Here is a 20,566-nt window from a genome sequence, read left to right as displayed (position 1 = left end):
CTATTCAATAATAATTTTTTTATTGATTGTTCCTTTATCAGTGTTTAACTGCACAATATAAGCACCGGTATTTACATGTACTTGTTTTGATGTTTTATTGGATGTATAATCTATAAACTTTATTTCTTGACCAATAATATTAAATAATGTAATGCTTAAAAGCTCGCTATCATTCAATCCTCTTACTTTTAATTCCGATATTGATTTATCAAAGTAAACAGACACATTATCGGCTATTTCAACATCTTCAGTTGTTAAGGATTGCGACTGAAACACTAATGAAAACCTATCTTGATAAGTTCCGGCGTCTAAAAACATTTCAAACGGTTTGTTGTTTATTAATACCGTTTCATTGGTTACATTGTCTTTTATATACAGTGTTTTGGCTGTCTCTAAATTTTCAACAGCTTCCAATTTAATCTTAACTATTCCAGAATTTTTAACGATTAACCCCAGTGGAAATTCATTGGTATAATCAAAATTATCAACTCCTTGAATTACAAATTTGCGTTGTGCAATATCCCAATACACATCCTCCTCATTGACATCAATCATAAAAGCATCGTATCCTAAATCAAACCCTTTTGACGCATTGGTATTTGTACCTAACAATAATTGCCTATGATAGCCTTTTGGGGAACTATACATTAATCTAATTGAAGACGATTTTGTAAGATTACTTGTTTTATTTTGTGGGTCGCCTGTCGTTTTACTTTTATTAGAATCTCGCAAAAAGATAGATGAGGCTGCCTGTTCGGTAGCAAAAACGCGCTGGCTGTTTTTAAACACAATATCGCCGCCATCTACTACTGAGATTACGGCGCCATTATCGTCTGTAAAACCATCTATGGCCGTCGATACAAAAAACCCTTGGTTTACTGGGATGTATTGCCCTGGTATTTTTGAACCCGAAGACATATCATTATTAATCCTAACATCATTGGAAATTGCCGCGGCTCCTCCTGTTAAATTATAGGTTGCATAACCACCAACGTAGCCTTTTAAGACGTGGGTGTTTTGTTCACCAAAATGATCCCAAAAATATAAGGCGCCATTAAATATGGTTCCGCTTGCATTGTTTCCGCCATTAGCAATGCTCATGTTGTCTAAAATAAACTCTGTGGCATCAATGGCCGAGGGATATGGGTTACCTATCAATCGGTCTACATCACCAGAACTTTTATCAAGAGGCAATGTAATATCGCCATTATTTGGCAATCCTGTAAACACATAGTTTTGCTGATCTGTAATCGCAACAGCTCCTAAAGTCCCTTTCATGGTAAAGCCTTCTCCGGCTTGTAGACTTGTGTTTTGATCTATGCTTTCCCAAGAAAAATAATTATCTTCTGGACCATAGAACTTATACAACCAATACGAGCTTATTTCCTTTGCTGAACCCGGTGGCGGCGGTGGGCCACTTCCGGTATTTTGGTTCGTGATAAAATCTATGCCTAGGTAAAGATCTGTGTCTGTTCCGTCATTTAAAACACCATCTATAGTATGGTTATTGTTTAAATAAGAAACCCCTGTGCCTCTCGTGACTGTACTACCTGTTATTGGGCCTACCGAAGATGACCAATAATTATAATTAAATCCATTGGCGGTACCTTGTTGGTCGCGTTCTATAAAACCTCCACTATCGGCATCTAAAACACTGCCTTCTGTTTGAATGAATTGCGATTCGCCAACCAAATCGATTATCCCGTCTATTTCCAAATAATTGGTTACGGTTAACGCTTGGCCAGAATTAGTTTCATCCTGAGGGTCTACGGGGTCTGCTATGGTAAGTTTTCCTGCGGTTTGCTTTAATCCCAACAGGGCAATATCTCTATCTCCGGAAGTAATGTCGTGTCCTATTTCTACAATATTCCAATTAACCATTGTAACCCCATCTAAACTTAAAGAATTTGGCAAAACTTGATCAGCATTATTTCTCCAAGTTGCAGGCATATCCCAAGCACCATTTGCTACAGAAACATAAGGCACTGGTATTGTTTGTGCATCAACCAACTCCTTATCTTTATCTAAATATTTTAGTCGCAAAAAATACCTTACATCTGCTCTACCTTCAACTGTCGAGCCATAAAATGAATTAAAATCGTAATACGTCCTTAAGTCACCCCAAGGAATAGTCGTAACCTCATTGCTTGATGAGGCTTGAGGTAATACTTCTCCGTTAACATAATCTGTACCGCTAATATCAAATCGTTCAACTTCTTGATTCATAAGGTAACGCACTTGGTCTTGTGTAAGCCCTTGATCCCATATATACACTTCGTCAATCTCGCCTAAAAACGGATTGATAATATTGTTTTTATCTATATATACAGCACCTACGGAAAATCTATTAAAGTTAGGTGTTGGTGGTTCAACGTCCTGTTCCGATTTATCTAAAACACCATCGACATATAAAAAGATAGAACCACTTTTATACACAAAGGTTACTTGATGCCATTTTCCATCATTTAAAACCATTGTGGATGTAAACCTTGGTGTTACATCATCATCAAGCATCACTTCAATTTGATCAGAAGGGTTTAACCTTAATTGCAATTTGCTTCCTTTAGCCATAATTGTTCTGGTGTTGGCACTAGAAGCACTTTTAACCCATGCCGAAATTGTAAAGGCATCAATATTTAAATTAATTGCATATTCTCCTATCAAATAGCCATCTGCATCAATACTTACCGAGTGATTTCCAGAAAATTTAGACACTTTTGCGAACGTAAAATATTTTGTTCCATCAAAATCGTACCATGTTTGTAAATTCCCAGCACCATCGGACACTAAAGGAACAACATCAATAATATCTCCATTTGCAAAATTATCATTATCAGCTACAACAAGTGCATATTCTTCATCGGCTCCAAGAGTAAAACTACTAAATACCGCAGAAGGTATAGAAACAAACACGTTTTCTACATCGCCACCTGCATCTTCAATGGATTCAACAATTTTCCATTGTCTTAAAATTCTTGTCAAAGAGGTTGTTATTCCAGTGGCAACAGTTACTGTATTCGAGCCACTAGCTGTATACGCTGCATCATTACTACCCCAAACCAAGAAATCGCCATCTTTTTTAAATTCATTTGTATTAGCACTATTCGTAGCGAAAATTCCGTTTAAACCAATAGTTACTTCATTTGCTATATTTAATGTTTTTGATTGCTTTTGGTTTAAATCCGATATAGAATCTCTACCAATTCCAGCCACATGGTAATTATAGCCGGTGTTTGCAGAAATATCCCAAATGGAAGTATTAAATGAATTGATATAGTCTTTTTCAACCTGGGTTGAAGTTCCCAAAGTAATGCCGTATTTGATGGCTAAATAAGATTCTATTTTTTGTCTATCAGCATCCGCTACGCGCTCAGCAAATGTAAAAATCTCAGCCACACGACCATTTAAACTACCAACGACATCAAAATTTCTACCAATCCAATACTCTGTACCTAAAACAGTTGGCGGCCCCGGGTCTCCAACATTTGCATATGGAATATCATCAACAGATGTTGCTGTTAATACAGATGAATTATATAAAATTTCTTGCCCACCCAGTACTATATCGGAATCATTTCTTACATTAATAATTCCAGCATTAGAGTAAGATGTACCACTTTCTGCAACACCATTATAGCTTCCTCCTCCAGGTATATTTTGGTTATATGATAAGGTTTCATTAGGAAATGCAGATGAATAATCACCAAATCCTACACCAGTTATATCTCCTGCATTACCTGAAGACACCCCAGAAAAAATAGTGTTTCTAGGAGACGCACTTGTCATAGTAGCATCAGGAATCATAACAATAAACATATCCTGACTATAAAAGCCATTTGTAGCATTATACATGTATTGCTCTATACCTGCGCCATCATTTTCAAATTTAATCACCGGATTAAAATTGATATTCTCTGCTGCGGTATCCATATATGTTGGCTCTTTTCCTGGGTCTGTTGTGGCATCTTTCCCATTTGTTCCTAAATCTATCCAATCCGTTATATTAGATCCCGATTTAACTATCCCTCTAGTTGATTTTAACCAAAGTCGAAAATCCGCTGTAATACCTCCAGGTCCAGGAATATTAAAATTGAACATTTCGGCGCTAACATTAAATGTATAAGTAGTGTTATCAGTGTTTGAAATACTTATAGTTGAGGTAAGTGTTCCAGAACCCCCAACTGGTCCAATAAATGAAACCCTAAAAATGGCATAGTCTCCAGGATCAATGCTAGCTGTATATGGCAAAGGTGTTAGAGTTGGAGAGAACAGAAACCCATCTAATACAAAATCCGATAATGAAGATGTTATAGAAGAAATTTCAAGTGGACAACTTCCCGTATTAGTAATGAAAAAATTTCTAATCACAACAGCACCTTCTTCTACCACTCCAAAATACGTTCCATTTACATCCGATGTTGTAGTATCTCCGTGCATTACATCGGCAGGAGGGCTACCCCCAACTATAGACATAATAGGTGAGGAATTTACTTCTAAAAAAAACTAAAATCTGGTTGATTTCTAATTTCTATAACAACCTCCGTAATCGCAGTTGTACAAGTTGGGCTTAGGTTTTCAACCTCAAAATAAAGATCGTGATCCCCTCTACAGCCGGCTGGTTTTATCCTATCCCTTGGATTATTTGGCGATATATCAAAATCGGTAGTATTGGTAATATCTATATCCTGAATTCTCAAATTACCACAATTGCCAGTTTCAATATTTGTAATTCTGAAATCCAAACTATTACCAGCATTAATCGTTATAGTAGAACCTTGGGTAACCACAGCTCCTCCTACGATTTCAACTTGAATTATCTGGGCGTTACCAACAAAATTTATTAGTAAAAACAAAATTAAATATAGGGCAGGTTTAATGCCAAATGAAGGTAGGTTTCTTTTCATATTTTTGGGGCTATAGTTTTATAAACTAAACATACAAAGCTAGTTATAATTCGTATGAAATGCAAAAAAACTTCGACAAAATACATTATATTCGATTTTTTTCTTCTAAAAGAAAAACCTATTTATACACAAAATATTACTAACTTTATTGATTGTAATGAACTGTAATTTCACATTTTTCAACTGTTTTATAAAATGAAAAAAATCGCCATACTACTACTAGCAATCTTCCCCCTATTAAGCTCTGGACAAGCAAAAAAGCTATATAGACAAGCCTATAGAGCAACAGACGACAAACAGAAAATAGAGTTGCTTACCCAAGTAATTGCCTTAGAACCAAAGCATTTTGACGCCTATTTTTATAGAGGTATCGCCAAAAATAATTTGGGTGACTATTATGGCGCCATATTGGACTACACGAAAATAATTATTTATAAACCAGATGCCGATTCTTATTACAACAGAGGCAATTCAAAATACAATTTACAGGATTATTTAGGCGCAAAAAACGATTACGAAAATGCATTAAAACTCGATCCGCAATTTATTGATGCACAATACAATTTGGCAAATACCAAATACTACTTAGAAGATTATATTGGCGCTATTACAGATTTAAGTGAAATTATTGAAGTTGCACCTACGGAATATAAATTTTATACCCAACGCGCCAATGCGCTTTTAATGCTTGAAAAACACAAACTCGCCCTAAAGGATTTTTCGTTAGCTGTTTTAATCGCCCCAAACACAGAGACCTATTACAACCGAGGTGTAGCACATTTAAACATAAATTACTACAAACAAGCAAAAATAGATTTTGATAAATCCTTAGATTTTGACAAGAACAATGCGTCGTCTTATTTTTTTAGAGGGGCATCGCATTTACTTTTGGGAGAATATATTGAAGCGATTTCCGATTTTAAAACTACCCTAAAATACAACCCTTCTGATTACGAGGCTCTTTTGGGATTGGCTTTAACCTATTACAAAGTAAACGACTTAAAAAACGCGAAATTAAACCTTAAAAAGGCTGAAAACCTTTTGTATGTGGACACAGACAAACCCCTTACATTTGAATCCTTTGCCAATACATATTGGTATAAAAATCAGTTTTATTTCTTTAAGCAAAATTTTAACGAACTTAATGAAATTTGATATTAGCCTCTAAACTTCAAAGGCAAATGCACCAGTTTTTTAGTTTCGAAAAAATCCTCGGTATAATAATCACTTAAATTATAAACGGTTGCCGTTTTGTAGGTTTTAAGTTCTTCGGTTAAATCGCCTCCTTTTAAATATAAAATGCCATTTTTTAAATCGTTATTCTGCTGCTTTGCAATCTTGCCTTTTACCCAATGCACAAAGGTTGGCATTGCAGCAACGGCACGACTTATTATAAAATCGTAAGTATCGTTAATCGCTTCAACCCTTGAGTGCGTTGTTTTTACATTGGTTAATTCCAATCCTGCAACAACCTCATCGACTACTTTTAACTTTTTGGCGATGCTATCCACCAAATGAAAAGAGCATTCCGGAAATAAAATTGCCAACGGAATTCCAGGGAAACCACCACCTGTGCCCACATCTAAAAGCTTAGAGCCATCTTTAAACTGTATCAATTTAGCAATGGCCAAAGCGTGCAGTACATGGCGCAAATAAAGCTCATCGATATCTTTTCGAGATACCACATTAATCTTTAAATTCCAGTCTTTATAAAGCGATTCTAACCTTGAAAACTTTTCAATTTGGTCGTCGCTAAGGTTTGGGAAATATTTTAAAATCAGATCCATTTATGTTAAATTTTCAACAAAAATATACTTTTTATGTGCATATTTTTATAAAAAAACGTTATTACTTAAGTTGGTTTATACCTATCTTTGCCGCAGGTATGATCGAGAATTTTTATTATTAATCATATTAAAATTAATAGCATGACAAAACAAACCCTTTCTTTTTCAAGAAAAGACTCAACGAAATTTTTTAAAACGCTAAACAAACGTGTTAACGATTATTTTAAGGAGAACAACATAAAACGCACAGGAAACTGGAAATTATATTTAAAAGCAATTGTAATGTTTGCTTTATTGATTGTTCCCGTAGTTTTAATATTAACCATAGATTTACCTGGTTGGGTACAGATTATTTTAATGATGATAGTTGGCGTTGGTATGGCTGGTGTTGGCATGAACGTTATGCACGATGCCAATCACGGTTCTTTTTCTAGCAAAAAATGGGTTAACAAATTAATGGGAAGCAGTATTTATATTTTAGCCGGAAACGACTACAATTGGAAAGTACAGCACAACGTACTGCACCATACATATACCAATATACAAGGGCACGATGAAGATATTGATGCCGGACGAATCATCCGTTTTTCAAAACATGCGAAATGGTTTAGAATTCATAAATATCAAAAATATTACGCTTTCTTCTTATATGGATTGCTAACGGTAAATTGGGCCATTACTACCGATTTTATTCAAACTTATCAATATTTAAAAAGAAAATTGGCATACGGTAAAATGCCTCATCCGGCAACCCAATGGACAAAGCTCATTATCGGTAAAATAATTTATTATGCAATTTGGATCGTTTTACCCATATCGTTAGGCTTTGCATGGTGGCAAGTTTTAATTGGCTTTTTGGTGATGCATTACACGGCCGGAGTTATTTTAAGTGTTATTTTTCAATTGGCACACGTTATGCCCAATACAGAAATGCCTTTACCGGACGACGATGGCAACATGAAAAACACTTGGGCCATTCACCAATTGTTTACAACATCTAATTTCTCACCTAAAAGTTGGTTGGTTGGATTTTATACCGGTGGATTAAACAGACAAGTCGAGCATCATTTATTTGCCAACATAAGTCATATTCACTACGGAAAAATAGCCAAAATTGTTAAAGAAACTGCTAAGGAATTTAGCTTACCGTACAACGAATACAATACGTTTTGGAAAGCCATAGCCGAACATTACAACCAATTAAAAGTACTGGGACAAAAACCCAATTTAGCCTAAATTTATACTTACCAATTATATGCAATTATTATCCGACAGAATTTTAAACATGGCTACGTCTGCAACCTTGGAAATGGCTGCAAAAGCAAGGGAATTAAGAGGTGAAGGAAAAGATATTATTGGCTTAAGCCTTGGTGAACCCGATTTTAACACACCCGATTATATTAAAGAGGCCGCCATACAAGCCATAAACGATAATTACAATTCGTATACCCCGGTTGACGGTTATGTTGAGCTTAAAGAGGCCATCATCACTAAATTTAAACGCGACAACAACCTTACGTATACCCTACCACAAATTGTAGTATCTACAGGTGCAAAACAATGTTTGGCAAATGTAGCGGCGGTTATGCTAAATGCTGGCGACGAAGTTATTTTACCATGCCCATATTGGGTAAGTTATGCTGATATTGTTAAGTTAAATGATGGTATTCCGGTGGAAGTTAAAACCACTATCAATACCGATTTTAAAATGACACCGGCGCAACTTGAAGCGGCTATTACCCCAAAAACAAAAATGATTTGGTTTAGTTCGCCTTGTAACCCAAGCGGCTCTATTTACAGTAAAGACGAATTAAGGGCTTTAGCCGATGTGTTGGTTAAACACCCAAATATTTATGTGGTTTCAGATGAAATTTACGAACATATAAACTACGTTGGTGGCCATGCGAGTATGGCGCAGTTTGAAGATATGTACGACCGCACGATTACCGTAAACGGTGTTTCAAAAGCATTTGCGATGACGGGTTGGCGTATAGGTTATATTGGTGCGCCTCAAAAAATTGCGCGTGCCTGCAACAAAATGCAAGGGCAAATTACAAGCGGTACCAACTGTATTGCACAACGTGCCGTAATTACGGCTTTAAACGAGCCGCCTTCGCGTGTGCAATTTATGATTGACGAGTTTAAAGTGCGTCGCGATTTAATATTAAATTTAATAAATGATATTGAAGGCTTTAAAACCAATACACCAGAAGGCGCATTTTATGTATTCCCTAATGTATCGTATTACTTCGGAAAAACACTTCGAGGCAAAACCATAAACAACGCTACCGATTTTTCATTGTATTTATTGGAAGAAGCACTTGTGGCAACCGTAACCGGTGAAGCATTTGGAAATCCTGATTGTATCCGTATTTCGTATGCAGCGTCACAAGAGCAAATTATTGAGGCTATAAAACGTATAAAGGAAGTGGTTAGTTAAAACCTTTGCTTTAAGATAATTCAAAAAAAAAAGTCACTATAATTTAGTGACTTTTTTAGTTTATTAAATAATAAATAAAGGACAGGAATACCAGCATGAATATTGCAAATATTATTAACTGCTTTATTCTAGCTTGCTTATTTTCATTTCTAATTTTTTTCTCAATTTCTAGTAATTGTTGCGGAGTTGCTTCTGGAAACTCAGCCATTTCCAAATTACCATAGCTTCCCGCTAAAGAACTTTTCCTTTTCTTTTTTAAAAGATTTCTGTTATTCTTTAAAGAATTATTAGCTGCTGCCATAGACCCTTCTCCACCCATGATTTCTAAAATTGAAAAGTGAAACAATAGTTTAAAGTCTGGCAAATATATTGCCACCGAACAAACCAATCGTATTAAATTTTCAAGAACCAATGTGCCGCAAAATTAAATCTCGACCTTTTTAAACACCTCACTGCTATTTGAATGTTTTAAAAACAAAAAAGATTCACCTTAATCCAATTTCTCTTTTCTTTTGTATTCATAAACCGATAGAAGACCGGCTATTATAAAAAGAATGGTGGCTTTAATATAATCATCAATAATGATTACGCGGTCTATATTAACAAGTAATATAACCACAACAACCGACGTAAATGCAACTAGTTTTTTCAAAGCATTAATTTTTTAGGTTAAGTATTTTTTTGATTCTTATATGTATCAATATTTATACCAAAATTAACCCACCATAAAGAATGATGCATTTGGCCATTACACCGATAGGGGTAATAAAATCACTACAATAATAGTAATAATTATCTAATACATAAACGTAATCCTACAAAATAAATTGTTAAAAATTCAAAAAAAACTTACCTGTTTCGCCAAAAGAAAGGCGTAAATAAGATAAGCACCGTAAAGAGTTCCAAACGCCCAATAAGCATTAAAAAACTACACCACCATTTACCTATACTTGGTAAATTGGCAAAATTGTTTACAGGCCCGAAATCGCCTAAGGCGGGACCTACGTTCCCTAAACTTGAGGCTGCCAAACCAACGGAAGATTTAAAATCTATTTCCATCATCGAAAACCCTAAGGCACCAACTATAAACGATAACATATATAGAATAAAAAAAGCGAGTATATTAAAAACAATATCGCCAGAAATAGATTTTGTGTTGTAGCGCACCGGTATTATGGCATTTGGGTGTAATGTGCGCTTAAATTCCAAAAAACCGTTTTTTATCAATATCAAGTGCCGCACCACTTTTACCCCACCAGAGGTACTACCCGAGGATCCGCCCAAAAACATGAGCCCGAAAAAGAACACGACCAAAAACGGCGTCCACATGGTGAAATCTGCAGTAACAAACCCCGTAGTTGTTATCACCGATATAACCTGAAACAATCCGTGCCTAAAGGCACTTTCGGCTTCGCCCCAAACCATGGGATGCGCAATAGACGATGCCGATATATCTGCCCTGAAATATATAATAAGTGATGCAATAATCGTAAAAACAGCTATAAATTTAAAATAGAGTTTAAACTCTTCGTCGTTAATTATTTTCTGGACTTTTCCTTTAAATGCAAAATAGCTCAGCACAAAATTTGTACCGGCCAAAAACATAAAAACAATGATGATGTATTGAATAACAGGTTGATCGTTCCAATAAGCTACACTGGCGTTTTTAGTTGAAAACCCACCCGTGGACAAGGTACACAACGCATGATTAATGGCATCAAAAAAAGACATGCCCGCAACTTGTAATAATATGGTTTCGGCGGCGGTATATCCAAAATAAATAAGCCACAAACGTTTGGCGGTATCGGTAATTCTTGGGTGTAGTTTATCGGTACTGGGTCCTGGAGCTTCGGCAGCAAACAGCTGCATACCGCCAATTCCCAGTAGTGGTAAAATGGCAATGGCCAACACAATTATACCCATGCCACCAATCCAATGTGTTAAACTGCGCCAAAATAAAACGCCTTTGGGAACCGCTTCAATGTCGTTTAAAATACTGGCTCCCGTAGTTGTAAAACCAGACATCGTCTCGAAAAAAGCATTGGTAAAACTGGGAATACTTCCCGTAAAAATATAAGGCAATGTGCCTACAAGCGCCATAATAATCCAGCCAAAGGTTACTACAATATAACCTTCGCGTTTGTTCATTTCTTTTTTATGGTGCCTGGTAAAAAGCATACCCAACACACCGACAATCAATGTTAAAACACCGGCTAAAAACAGCTGCCATGTAACGCCGTCTTTATAAATTAAACTAATAAGCGCTGCCAGTAAAACAAAACCACCATTGAACAATAATAGGAGCCCGAAAAAATGAAAGATGATTTTGTAATTAAGTTTCATGTTTTAAAGGAATAACTTTTCAACGCCTTTTATAGATTTAAGCAAGCTGCAAACCACTACACGGTCGCCTTTTTGTATTTTAAAATCGCCTAGGGCAATTAAGCCCACGCCATCTCTAATAACTCCGGCTATAATGGCCGACCGTGGAAAGTCTATTTGTTTGATAACCTTATTACAAATTGCCGATGTTGCCTTAACTTCAAACTCCAACAATTCGGCATTCATGTTGTTCAATTTAGTCATGGCCACCACTTCGCCCTTGCGTATGTATCTAAAAATATTATTGGCCGCCAATAGTTTTTTGTTAATAAGGGTGTCGATGCCTATGGATTGGGACAACTCGAAATAATCCATATTTTCAACCAAGGCAATAGACTTTTTTACACCTTTTGATTTGGCGACCAAGCACGACATGATATTGGTTTCAGAATTATCGCCAACGGCAATAAAGGCATCCATATCGCTTAGGTTTTCTTCATCTAAAACATCAACATTTCTACCGTCACTATTAATCACCAATACATTGGGCAATGCATCTGCAATATCAAAAGCACGTTCTTTATTTTTTTCCAAAAGTTTAACTTTATACCCTTTTTCAGACAAATCCCTTGCCGATTTATATCCTATTTGGGTTCCTCCCAGAATCATCACATTTTTTATCTCGGTATTTTCTTTTCCGGTTAGTTTACACAGTTCTTCAGCGCCACCTTCAGAGGTTACAAACACCACGTTATCGCCTTCTTTAAATAAGGTGTCTCCGCGCGGAATGATAGTAAACTGGGTGCCTGCACGCTGAATGGCAATAGGCACAAAGTGGATTTCCGGAAATATTTTAGCCGCTTGTTTTACTTTTTTCCCAACAAAGGACGCTTCTTTAGACAAAGTTAAACCCGCCATGGTAAGTGCGCCTTCTTCAAACTCGTAATTATCGTTAAATGAAGATTGCTTCAGTGAAAGCTCAATTTCCGAAGCCGCCAAAGCTTCAGGGGAAATAAGTTCATCGATTCCAAATCGTATAAAGCCAACTTCATCTTTATGGTTTATAAATTCGGTATTGGAAATTCTGGCAATAGTACGTTTTGAGCCCAATTGTTTGGCCAAAACACAAATGGTAATATTTGTGGTTTCAGAGGCTGTTACACCAATTAACAGGTCGCTCGATTCAACTCGTGCTTCCTTTAAAATAGCAATTGATGTGGCATCGCCTTTAAGAACTTTTATATCTAAATGGGTATCGGCGTAGGCAAGACATTCTTTATTGGTGTCTATTAAGGTAATCTCTTGAGATTCGTAAGACAATAATTTTGCTAAATGAAATCCAACTTCACCAGCTCCAGCAATAATTATTTTCATTATTTATTTATCATAAAAAGTACTACAAATATACTATAAAATAAATATTGCTACCTCACTTATAGTCAATATAATATTTGTAAACCTATTGCATATTGACTTTGTAAAAGTTTATATTTTCCCAAGTTGTATTTATTTTAATAATTTTGACTGGGATAACCTACATAATTTATTTTGACTTTATCCGAATATATTAAAGTTAAAATAAATTATGTACGTTTGTCCAAAATTTACAGATTTGTCAAAAATAAAGCCATACAAAAACAGCGAATTAGGTAAAAAGGAACAGGTTACCAAAATGTTTGATACCATTTCTGGTGATTACGACGGGTTAAATCGTGTCATTTCTTTTGGAATTGATATTAAATGGCGCAAAAAAGTGGTTAAATTGGTCAAAGAAAAACAACCTGAAACCATATTGGATATTGCCACCGGAACCGGCGATTTAGCCATAAATCTTGCAGAAACCAATGCCACAAAAATTGTTGGTTTAGATATAAGCAGTGGCATGCTGGATATTGGTAAAGAAAAAATTAAAAAGAAAGGCTTAGAGCAAAAAATAGAAATGGTTTTGGGCGATTCTGAAAACATGCCTTTTAAAGACAATACCTTTGATGCCATTACCGTTGCCTTTGGTGTACGTAATTTTGAAACCTTGGAAAATGGGTTAAAGGAAATACTGCGCGTATTAAAACCCAATGGTATTTTTGTGATTTTAGAAACTTCAATGCCCGATAAGACACCCTACAAACAAGGCTATAATTTTTATACCAAAAATATTTTACCGCTAATTGGTAGAGTTTTTTCTAAAGATAGAAGCGCCTATAAATACTTGTGCGAATCGGCATCGGTTTTTCCTTATGGTGAAGCTTTAAACAATATTTTACGGGAAATTGGGTTTATTAATGTTGAAGATTTCCCGCAAACCTTTGGGGTAGCGACAATCTATACAGCATCAAAACAATAAAAATGAAACACCTTTTTCTGTTATTAGCATTCCTTTTAGTAGCTCAAACTTCTAATGCACAGCTGTTTAAAAAAGAAAAGGTGACTTATGATGCTAATCAAGGAAGAGGTTCAACAGATAACAATTTATTGCGTTGGGGCTATTTTTTAGGCATCAACAATTACGATTTTAATTTTGATTACAACGAAGATTTACGTGATATCTATGTAAAAAGAAGCCCAGGTTTTAGTGTGGGTTTAATAGGAAACTTACGTATAAACAAGTTTATCGATTTACGATTGGAACCCGGTTTATTAATTACAACCCGAGAGCTGTATTACAGTCAAACCTATTTTGAAGGTGTTCCAGATTTGAATAACTCCGATTTAACCAGAGAAGTAAAATCCACATACATCCATATTCCGTTATTGGTAAAATTTTCAACCAAGCGCATTAATAATTTTAAACCGTTTATTGTTGGCGGGTTTTCAACGGCTTTAAATCTTTCGAGCAACGAAACCAACCCGAACGACAATAGCAACGGGCAATTTAGAACCAAGAAAAACATGCTGTTTTACGAACTTGGTTTTGGCATCGATTTGTATTTGTACAATTTTAAATTCACCCCTTCAATTCGTGGGCTTTTTGCCATAAACGATGAGCTTATTAGGGATTCTGACCCCAATAGCCCATGGACCGGTAATATTGCCAGCATGAAAACACGTGGGGTTTTTATTAATTTTACGTTTCAATAAAATCAGTTTCCCCCTCTTCTAAATTCACTCAATAAAATAGCGGTTGCGGTGGCAACGTTTAAACTTTCGGTAGCTTGTAAATCGCCAAATCTTGGGATAGAAATTTTTTCGGTTATTATTGCCTCAACTTCTTTTGAAACACCGTTGGCTTCATTGCCCATTACAAGAATTGCAGAATCTGGCAATTGCTTAGTGTAAACGCTTTTGCCTTCCATAAAAGCACCAAAAACAGGTAAATTTGTTTCGTTTAAAAACGCAGCCAAATCCACATAATTTATATTTACCCTGCTTATTGAGCCCATGGTTGCTTGTATCACTTTGGGATTAAAACAATCAACCGTTTCGTTGCTACAAACCAAATCGGTAATGCCAAACCAATCGCAAAGTCTTATAATAGTGCCCAAATTTCCGGGGTCCCTTATAGCGTCAAGTGCCACAATTAATCCGTTTGTATTTATAGGTTTTGGTGTTGGTATTTTAAAAACGGCCAGGGCTTTATTGGGCGTGGTTAAAAAACTAATACGCTTTAATTCCGTTTCGGTAATTAAAACTTCGCCTTTGGCATCAATATTGAAGGTTTCAGTCGTAAATAAGGCGTAAAGCCCGAATTCAGACTGCAATAGTTCTTGGATTGTTTTTATACCCTCAACAACAAAAAAACCATGTTGCAATCTATATTTTTTTTGCTTTAAACGCGTTATTAATTTTATCTGGTTTTTTGAGAGCATATCAATCATTAGTTTTATAAACCTATTTATCGTTTTTCAATGGGCAAAAAAACGCTTAAATAAGCTGGATTCATTTTAATTTTATAAAGAAATGAAAAATATTATAAAGGTTACATCTCACTTAAATTATTTAGGTGTTTTTCTAAGGAAATAATGTATTTTTGAGCTTACAATAAGCATTTATTATTTCTTTTAATTGAAACAAACTTTTAAACTATAATTTGAATTAAATATAATTTCGTTTGCAACAACAATTCTTAAAAATACTACTATTATTTTTTATTGCAGGATATATCACCTCTTGTAATACGGTTAAAAGAGTTGCAGATGACGAGCACCTACTTGTAGAAAACACCGTTTACGTAAACGACAAAAAAAACAATACCGAAACAATAACCAATTTACTGCACCAAAAACCAAACAGCAGGCTTCCGTTAATTGGTAATTTAAGACTGAACATTTACAATCTAGCCCGCCCAAACCGAGATTCTATTTTTGAAGCTTGGTTAGACAAAAAACCAAAAAGACGAGAGCGTTTAAAAAAAGCATACTCACAAAAACAAGTTGACAAAATTAAGGCCTCGGCTTTAGGATTTAATAATTGGCTAAAAAACACAGGAGAGCCACCAGTAATTGTCAACGAGGAAAAAACCCTAAAAAGCACAAAGCGATTAGAGTCTTATTATAAGTTTAACGGTTGGAGCAATGTGGAAGTAGATTACGAAATAAGCAAAAAAGACAACCAACGCGCAAGTATTGATTATTTTGTTAAACACGGCAAACCCTATATTATTGATTCCATTACAAAAAACATTAAATCGCCTATTATAGATTCGTTGTACAAACATGGTAAGCAACGTGCTATTATTAAACAAAACGATCAATTGGTTTATGCTAATTTAGGACTTGAGCGCAACCGCATTGCCACCCAAATGCGCAATTCTGGTGTATTTCATTTCAATCAAGATTATATTATGTTTAATGTTGATACGATTAATACCAATAAAAAAGCCAACATCGATGTTATCATTCAAAATCGAGCCATTAGAACACAAGATTCCGTTATACGCAGGCCTTTTAAGGTTTATAAAATAAAAGACGTTAATATTTTTACCGACTACACGTTTGAAAACAGAAACGAACCATTTCAGGATTCCATATCCTATAATAGTTACAAACTATACAGTTTCAACAAAATGCGGTACCGGCCAAAAGCATTAACAGATGCTGTATTTATTAATCCGGGAACTATTTTTAAAGATTTGGACCGCACCCGCTCGTACAGGCACATTAGCGAATTGCGCACCTTTAAATATCCGGATATAAATTATATTGAAAACCTCGACTCTACCCTAACCGCAAACATTCATTTAACGCCTTTAAAAAAATTCGGTTTGGGCTTTAGCGCCGAAGTTTCTAAAAGCAACATTCAAGCCATCGGGTTTTCGTTAAACCCTAGTTTGCTTATAAGAAATATTTTTAGAGGTGCGGAAACTTTTGAAATTTCGGCCATTGGTGCCATTGGTGCCTCAGATGATGCAAGCAACAATAGCAAACAGTTTTTTGACATTAATGAAATTGGTGTCGATTTAAAACTGACTATCCCACGGTTATTTTCACCGTTTTATACCGAAAATATCATCCCGAAATACATGTTGCCAAAAACCAGGATTAGTTTATCGGCAACCAGTCAAACCAACATAGGTTTAGACAAACAAACCTTTACGGGAACATTTAATTACAAATGGAATCCTACCAGTATCGGCACCAACAGGCTCGATTTATTTAATGTGCAGTATGTTAGAAACCTCAATGTTGGGAATTATTTTGGCATCTATCAAAACGCGTATAGAACTTTAGAAAATATCGCTTTAGACTCGTATAATACCCCACCCGAATTTATCACTTTAGACGATAACGGTAACGAAATTTTAATTCAGGAAAGCGCCGATGATTTTATCGATTTGGTTATTAACGACAACAGTTTTGAAACCAGTAATCCAACCGATTACAAAACCGTAAACAGTATTGACGAACGCAAAAAGCGACTCACCGAAAACAACCTGATTTTTTCATCGAGTTTTAGTTTTATACAAGATAAACGCCAAAACCTATTTGACGAAGATTTTTCAATTTTCCGTTTTAAGGTAGAAGCCGCAGGAAATTTGCTTGCCAACGCTTCAAAGCTTTTGGGACTAAATAAAAATGCCAACAATCGCTATGAGCTTTTTAACGTGGCCTATTCGCAATACATTAAAACGGAATTTGACTATGTTAAACACTGGGATTTAGGCAGAAAAAACGTGTTGGCATTGCGCGGTTTTTTTGGTATTGCCATACCTTACGGCAACTCGTCCAGCATTCCTTTTTCCAAAAGTTTCTTTGCCGGTGGTGCCAACGATAATCGGGCTTGGACCGCTTATGGCTTAGGTCCGGGAAGCTCAGAAACCTCAGATGAGTTTAACGAGGCCAACCTAAAATTGGCTTTTAGTGTAGAGCAGCGTTTTAATATATTCGAAAAATTAAACGGGGCTGTTTTTATTGATACAGGAAACATTTGGAATGCCCTCGACGATGTAAATGACGACAACGCAACCTTTACCGGTTTCAGTTCCCTAAAGGATATCGCCATTGGTTCTGGTTTTGGTTTTCGTTACGACTTTAGTTTTTTTGTGTTCCGTTTCGATATCGGCTTTAAAACTTACGACCCTTCTTACAGAGCCCAAAACCGTTGGTTTAACGATTACAACTTTGCCAATGCCGTGTATAATATTGGTATCAACTATCCGTTTTAATTCTCAAAATCACGCCCCAAAATCCTGTGTTAAAGTTGCGAATCAAACTGTTGTTCTCGCTAAAGCGGAAACCAGATTCATCAAATAAACTATAACGTTTTAGTGTTATAATAGCCGTTTAACTCATCAAAAACAAAGCAAATTATTTAAAAATTGATTACTTTTGAAAATACTAATTATTAATCAATTAAATAAAAAAATATGGGACACAATATAAAACCAGGTGTTGCAACAGGCTTAGAAGTACAAGCTATTTTTAACCACGCAAAAGCTAATAATTATGCACTTCCTGCTGTTAACGTTATTGGTTCGGATACTATAAATGGTGTTTTGGAAACTGCTAGGGACTTAAACGCTCCGGTAATCATTCAATTTTCAAATGGTGGCGCACAATTTAATGCAGGCAAAGGACTAAGTAACGATGGGCAAAAAGCGGCCATCGCCGGTGCCGTTGCCGGTGCAAAACATGTACATACATTGGCAGAGGCTTATGGTGTTCCTGTAATTTTACATACCGATCACTGTGCAAAAAAACTATTGCCTTGGATTGATGGTTTATTGGATGCCAGCGAGGTACATTTTAAGGAAACCGGGAAATCATTGTTCAGTTCGCACATGATCGACCTTTCCGAAGAACCTTTAGAAGAAAACATTGAAATTTGTAAAACCTATTTAAAGCGCATGTCTAAAATGGGCATGACCTTGGAAATTGAATTAGGTATTACAGGTGGTGAAGAAGACGGTGTAGACAACACCGATGTAGACGATTCTAAACTATACACACAGCCCGAAGAAGTGGCTTACGCTTACGAGGAGTTGAGCAAAGTAAGCGACCAGTTTACCATTGCTGCGGCATTTGGTAACGTGCACGGGGTTTACAAACCAGGAAACGTTAAGCTAACACCAAAAATATTAAAGAATTCGCAAGAATATGTTTCTAAAAAATACGGTGTAGAGCATAATCATATCGATTTTGTCTTCCACGGCGGCTCCGGTTCAACGGTGGAAGAAATTCGCGAAGGCATCAGCTACGGTGTAATAAAAATGAATATCGATACCGATTTACAATACGCATTTATGAGTGGTATCCGCGACTATATGGGCGAAAAATCCGAATATTTAAAATCGCAAATAGGCAATCCGGATGGCGATGATGTACCAAACAAAAAATATTACGACCCAAGAGTTTGGCTGCGCGAAGGCGAAAAAACATTTGTAGCACGCTTAAAAAAGGCATTCGAAGATTTAAATAACGTAAACACCTTATAACCCAGGTCAATTGTTACACAACACACAAAAGGTCTTGTATTGCTACAAGATCTTTTTTTATTTATATCACACAAAAACATTATATTACAAACCTATTATTGGAATTTAGTTAATAAAATTACCATGGCGTTACCACAAAATTAAAATAAAGGTTTAATTTTGTGGTCGGGCTTTCGGCAGTCGCTTCCCAATAAAAATTGGGAGAGCTTCAACAAATGCCTCAATCCCTAACGCAGTTTGCAAATACATCAAAATTTGCAATCATAAATCTAAAATCGTAAGTCATTATGTCTTGGTTTAAAAGAAAAGATAAAGGAATACATACCAGTACTCAAGAAAAAAAAGACACCCCAAAAGGACTTTGGTACAAATCGCCAACGGGCAAAATTGTCGATACCAAAGAATTAGAACAGAATTTTTACGTAAGTCCAGAAGATGGTTACCATGTTAGAATTGGCAGTAAAGAATACTTCGAAATTCTTTTCGACGACAATAAGTTTAAAGAATTAGATGCCAATTTAGAATCTAAAGACCCCCTTAAATTCGTCGACACCAAAAAATACCCCGACCGTTTAAAAGCAGCACAGAATAAAACCAAATTAAAGGATGCCGTACGAAGTGCGGTAGGTAAATCAAAAGGAAAAGATTTAGTGGTTTCCTGTATGGATTTTGCTTTTATTGGAGGCTCAATGGGTAGCGTTGTTGGCGAAAAAATTGCACGTGCAGCAGACTATGCCTTAAAAAACAAACTGCCTTTTATGATTATCTCTAAATCTGGAGGCGCACGTATGATGGAAGCTGCTTTATCATTAATGCAGTTGGCAAAAACATCGGTAAAACTGGCTCAATTAGCCGATGCCGGCATACCCTATATTTCGCTTTGTACCGACCCCACAACGGGAGGCACAACAGCCTCATTTGCCATGTTGGGCGATATCAACATTGCCGAACCCGGTGCTTTAATAGGTTTTGCAGGACCGCGTATTGTAAGAGACACCACAGGAAAAGAATTGCCTGAAGGTTTCCAAACCTCCGAATTTTTATTGGAACACGGATTTTTAGATTTTATTACCCACAGAAAAGAACTTAAAAACAAGGTTAATCAATATATCGATTTGATTACCAATCAACCTTTAAGAGCTTAGAAAAAAGCACTTATTGTAAGGTTCTTATAAACGACGCAAATAAAAAATCCCAGATTACATATGTAATCTGGGATTTTTTATTTTTTGATGTAATTGGCAAC

Annotated in this window: 16 protein-coding genes; 8 read left to right on the top strand and 8 right to left on the bottom strand. The window is 35.9% G+C overall.

What is annotated here, in order from left to right; all coding sequences use genetic code 11:
• Together ACN5J7_RS02950 and ACN5J7_RS02945 are read right to left on the bottom strand one after the other, a co-directional pair.
• Positions 1-4,473, bottom strand: a complete 4,473-nt coding sequence (locus ACN5J7_RS02950; protein WP_418602616.1) for a LamG-like jellyroll fold domain-containing protein — start codon at positions 4,471-4,473, stop codon at positions 1-3.
• Between the two features lie 20 nt (positions 4,474-4,493).
• The gene (locus ACN5J7_RS02945) at positions 4,494-4,904 is read right to left on the bottom strand and encodes a hypothetical protein (protein WP_418602614.1); all 411 of its coding nucleotides are present in this window, start codon (positions 4,902-4,904) and stop codon (positions 4,494-4,496) included.
• A gap of 195 nt (positions 4,905-5,099) precedes the next feature.
• Between ACN5J7_RS02945 and ACN5J7_RS02940 the strand changes: the two genes are divergently transcribed.
• Complete coding sequence (locus ACN5J7_RS02940) at positions 5,100-6,059, top strand: tetratricopeptide repeat protein (RefSeq protein ID WP_311939447.1); 960 nt, start codon at positions 5,100-5,102, stop codon at positions 6,057-6,059.
• A gap of 2 nt (positions 6,060-6,061) precedes the next feature.
• Here the strand turns inward: ACN5J7_RS02940 and rsmG are convergent, their stop codons facing one another.
• Positions 6,062-6,691: a 16S rRNA (guanine(527)-N(7))-methyltransferase RsmG gene (rsmG, locus tag ACN5J7_RS02935; RefSeq protein WP_311939444.1), complete on the bottom strand. Its 630-nt coding sequence runs from the start codon at positions 6,689-6,691 to the stop codon at positions 6,062-6,064.
• Between the two features lie 141 nt (positions 6,692-6,832).
• Here rsmG and ACN5J7_RS02930 point away from each other — a divergent pair, with 141 nt between their 5' ends.
• Both ACN5J7_RS02930 and ACN5J7_RS02925 read left to right on the top strand, forming a co-directional pair.
• Entirely contained in the window at positions 6,833-7,927 is a 1,095-nt protein-coding gene (locus ACN5J7_RS02930) for an acyl-CoA desaturase (protein ID WP_311939442.1), read from the top strand.
• A 19-nt stretch (positions 7,928-7,946) separates the two neighbouring features.
• Positions 7,947-9,131: a pyridoxal phosphate-dependent aminotransferase gene (locus ACN5J7_RS02925; protein ID WP_311939439.1), complete on the top strand. Its 1,185-nt coding sequence runs from the start codon at positions 7,947-7,949 to the stop codon at positions 9,129-9,131.
• Positions 9,132-9,186: 55 nt separating this feature from the next.
• Here ACN5J7_RS02925 and ACN5J7_RS02920 read toward each other — a convergent pair whose 3' ends face one another.
• From ACN5J7_RS02920 to trkA, 4 genes are all read right to left on the bottom strand, one after another.
• The gene (locus ACN5J7_RS02920; protein WP_418602611.1) at positions 9,187-9,450 is read right to left on the bottom strand and encodes a hypothetical protein; all 264 of its coding nucleotides are present in this window, start codon (positions 9,448-9,450) and stop codon (positions 9,187-9,189) included.
• A gap of 171 nt (positions 9,451-9,621) precedes the next feature.
• Complete coding sequence (locus tag ACN5J7_RS02915) at positions 9,622-9,783, bottom strand: hypothetical protein (protein ID WP_418602609.1); 162 nt, start codon at positions 9,781-9,783, stop codon at positions 9,622-9,624.
• 197 nt (positions 9,784-9,980) lie between these two features.
• Positions 9,981-11,474, bottom strand: a complete 1,494-nt coding sequence (locus ACN5J7_RS02910) for a TrkH family potassium uptake protein (RefSeq protein ID WP_311939433.1) — start codon at positions 11,472-11,474, stop codon at positions 9,981-9,983.
• A 3-nt stretch (positions 11,475-11,477) separates the two neighbouring features.
• Positions 11,478-12,827 (bottom strand): Trk system potassium transporter TrkA, encoded by a 1,350-nt coding sequence (gene trkA, locus ACN5J7_RS02905; protein ID WP_311939430.1) that lies wholly within the window; start codon positions 12,825-12,827, stop codon positions 11,478-11,480.
• 238 nt (positions 12,828-13,065) lie between these two features.
• On the opposite strand from trkA, the gene ubiE reads away from it, so the two are divergent.
• Together ubiE and ACN5J7_RS02895 are read left to right on the top strand one after the other, a co-directional pair.
• Entirely contained in the window at positions 13,066-13,794 is a 729-nt protein-coding gene (ubiE, locus tag ACN5J7_RS02900; RefSeq protein WP_311939428.1) for a bifunctional demethylmenaquinone methyltransferase/2-methoxy-6-polyprenyl-1,4-benzoquinol methylase UbiE, read from the top strand.
• A gap of 2 nt (positions 13,795-13,796) precedes the next feature.
• Complete coding sequence (locus tag ACN5J7_RS02895; protein ID WP_311939425.1) at positions 13,797-14,528, top strand: porin family protein; 732 nt, start codon at positions 13,797-13,799, stop codon at positions 14,526-14,528.
• 2 nt (positions 14,529-14,530) lie between these two features.
• Here the strand turns inward: ACN5J7_RS02895 and ACN5J7_RS02890 are convergent, their stop codons facing one another.
• Positions 14,531-15,256 carry a TrmH family RNA methyltransferase gene (locus ACN5J7_RS02890; protein ID WP_418602606.1) on the bottom strand — a complete coding sequence of 242 codons (726 nt, stop codon included), beginning with the start codon at positions 15,254-15,256 and terminating at the stop codon, positions 14,531-14,533.
• 242 nt (positions 15,257-15,498) lie between these two features.
• Between ACN5J7_RS02890 and ACN5J7_RS02885 the strand changes: the two genes are divergently transcribed.
• The 3 genes from ACN5J7_RS02885 to accD all read left to right on the top strand — a co-directional run bounded on the left by ACN5J7_RS02885 (position 15,499) and on the right by accD (position 20,465).
• The gene (locus ACN5J7_RS02885) at positions 15,499-18,051 is read left to right on the top strand and encodes an outer membrane protein assembly factor (RefSeq protein WP_418602604.1); all 2,553 of its coding nucleotides are present in this window, start codon (positions 15,499-15,501) and stop codon (positions 18,049-18,051) included.
• A 201-nt stretch (positions 18,052-18,252) separates the two neighbouring features.
• On the top strand, positions 18,253-19,320 hold the full coding sequence (gene fbaA / locus ACN5J7_RS02880) for a class II fructose-bisphosphate aldolase (protein ID WP_311939416.1): 1,068 nt from the start codon (positions 18,253-18,255) through the stop codon (positions 19,318-19,320).
• A 287-nt stretch (positions 19,321-19,607) separates the two neighbouring features.
• On the top strand, positions 19,608-20,465 hold the full coding sequence (gene accD, locus ACN5J7_RS02875; protein ID WP_311939413.1) for an acetyl-CoA carboxylase, carboxyltransferase subunit beta: 858 nt from the start codon (positions 19,608-19,610) through the stop codon (positions 20,463-20,465).
• Positions 20,466-20,566: the final 101 nt, after the last annotated feature.

This window comes from Hwangdonia sp., from assembly GCF_048381975.1.
GTDB lineage: Bacteria > Bacteroidota > Bacteroidia > Flavobacteriales > Flavobacteriaceae > Hwangdonia > Hwangdonia seohaensis.
This window is presented reverse-complemented; position numbering and strand designations above follow the sequence as displayed.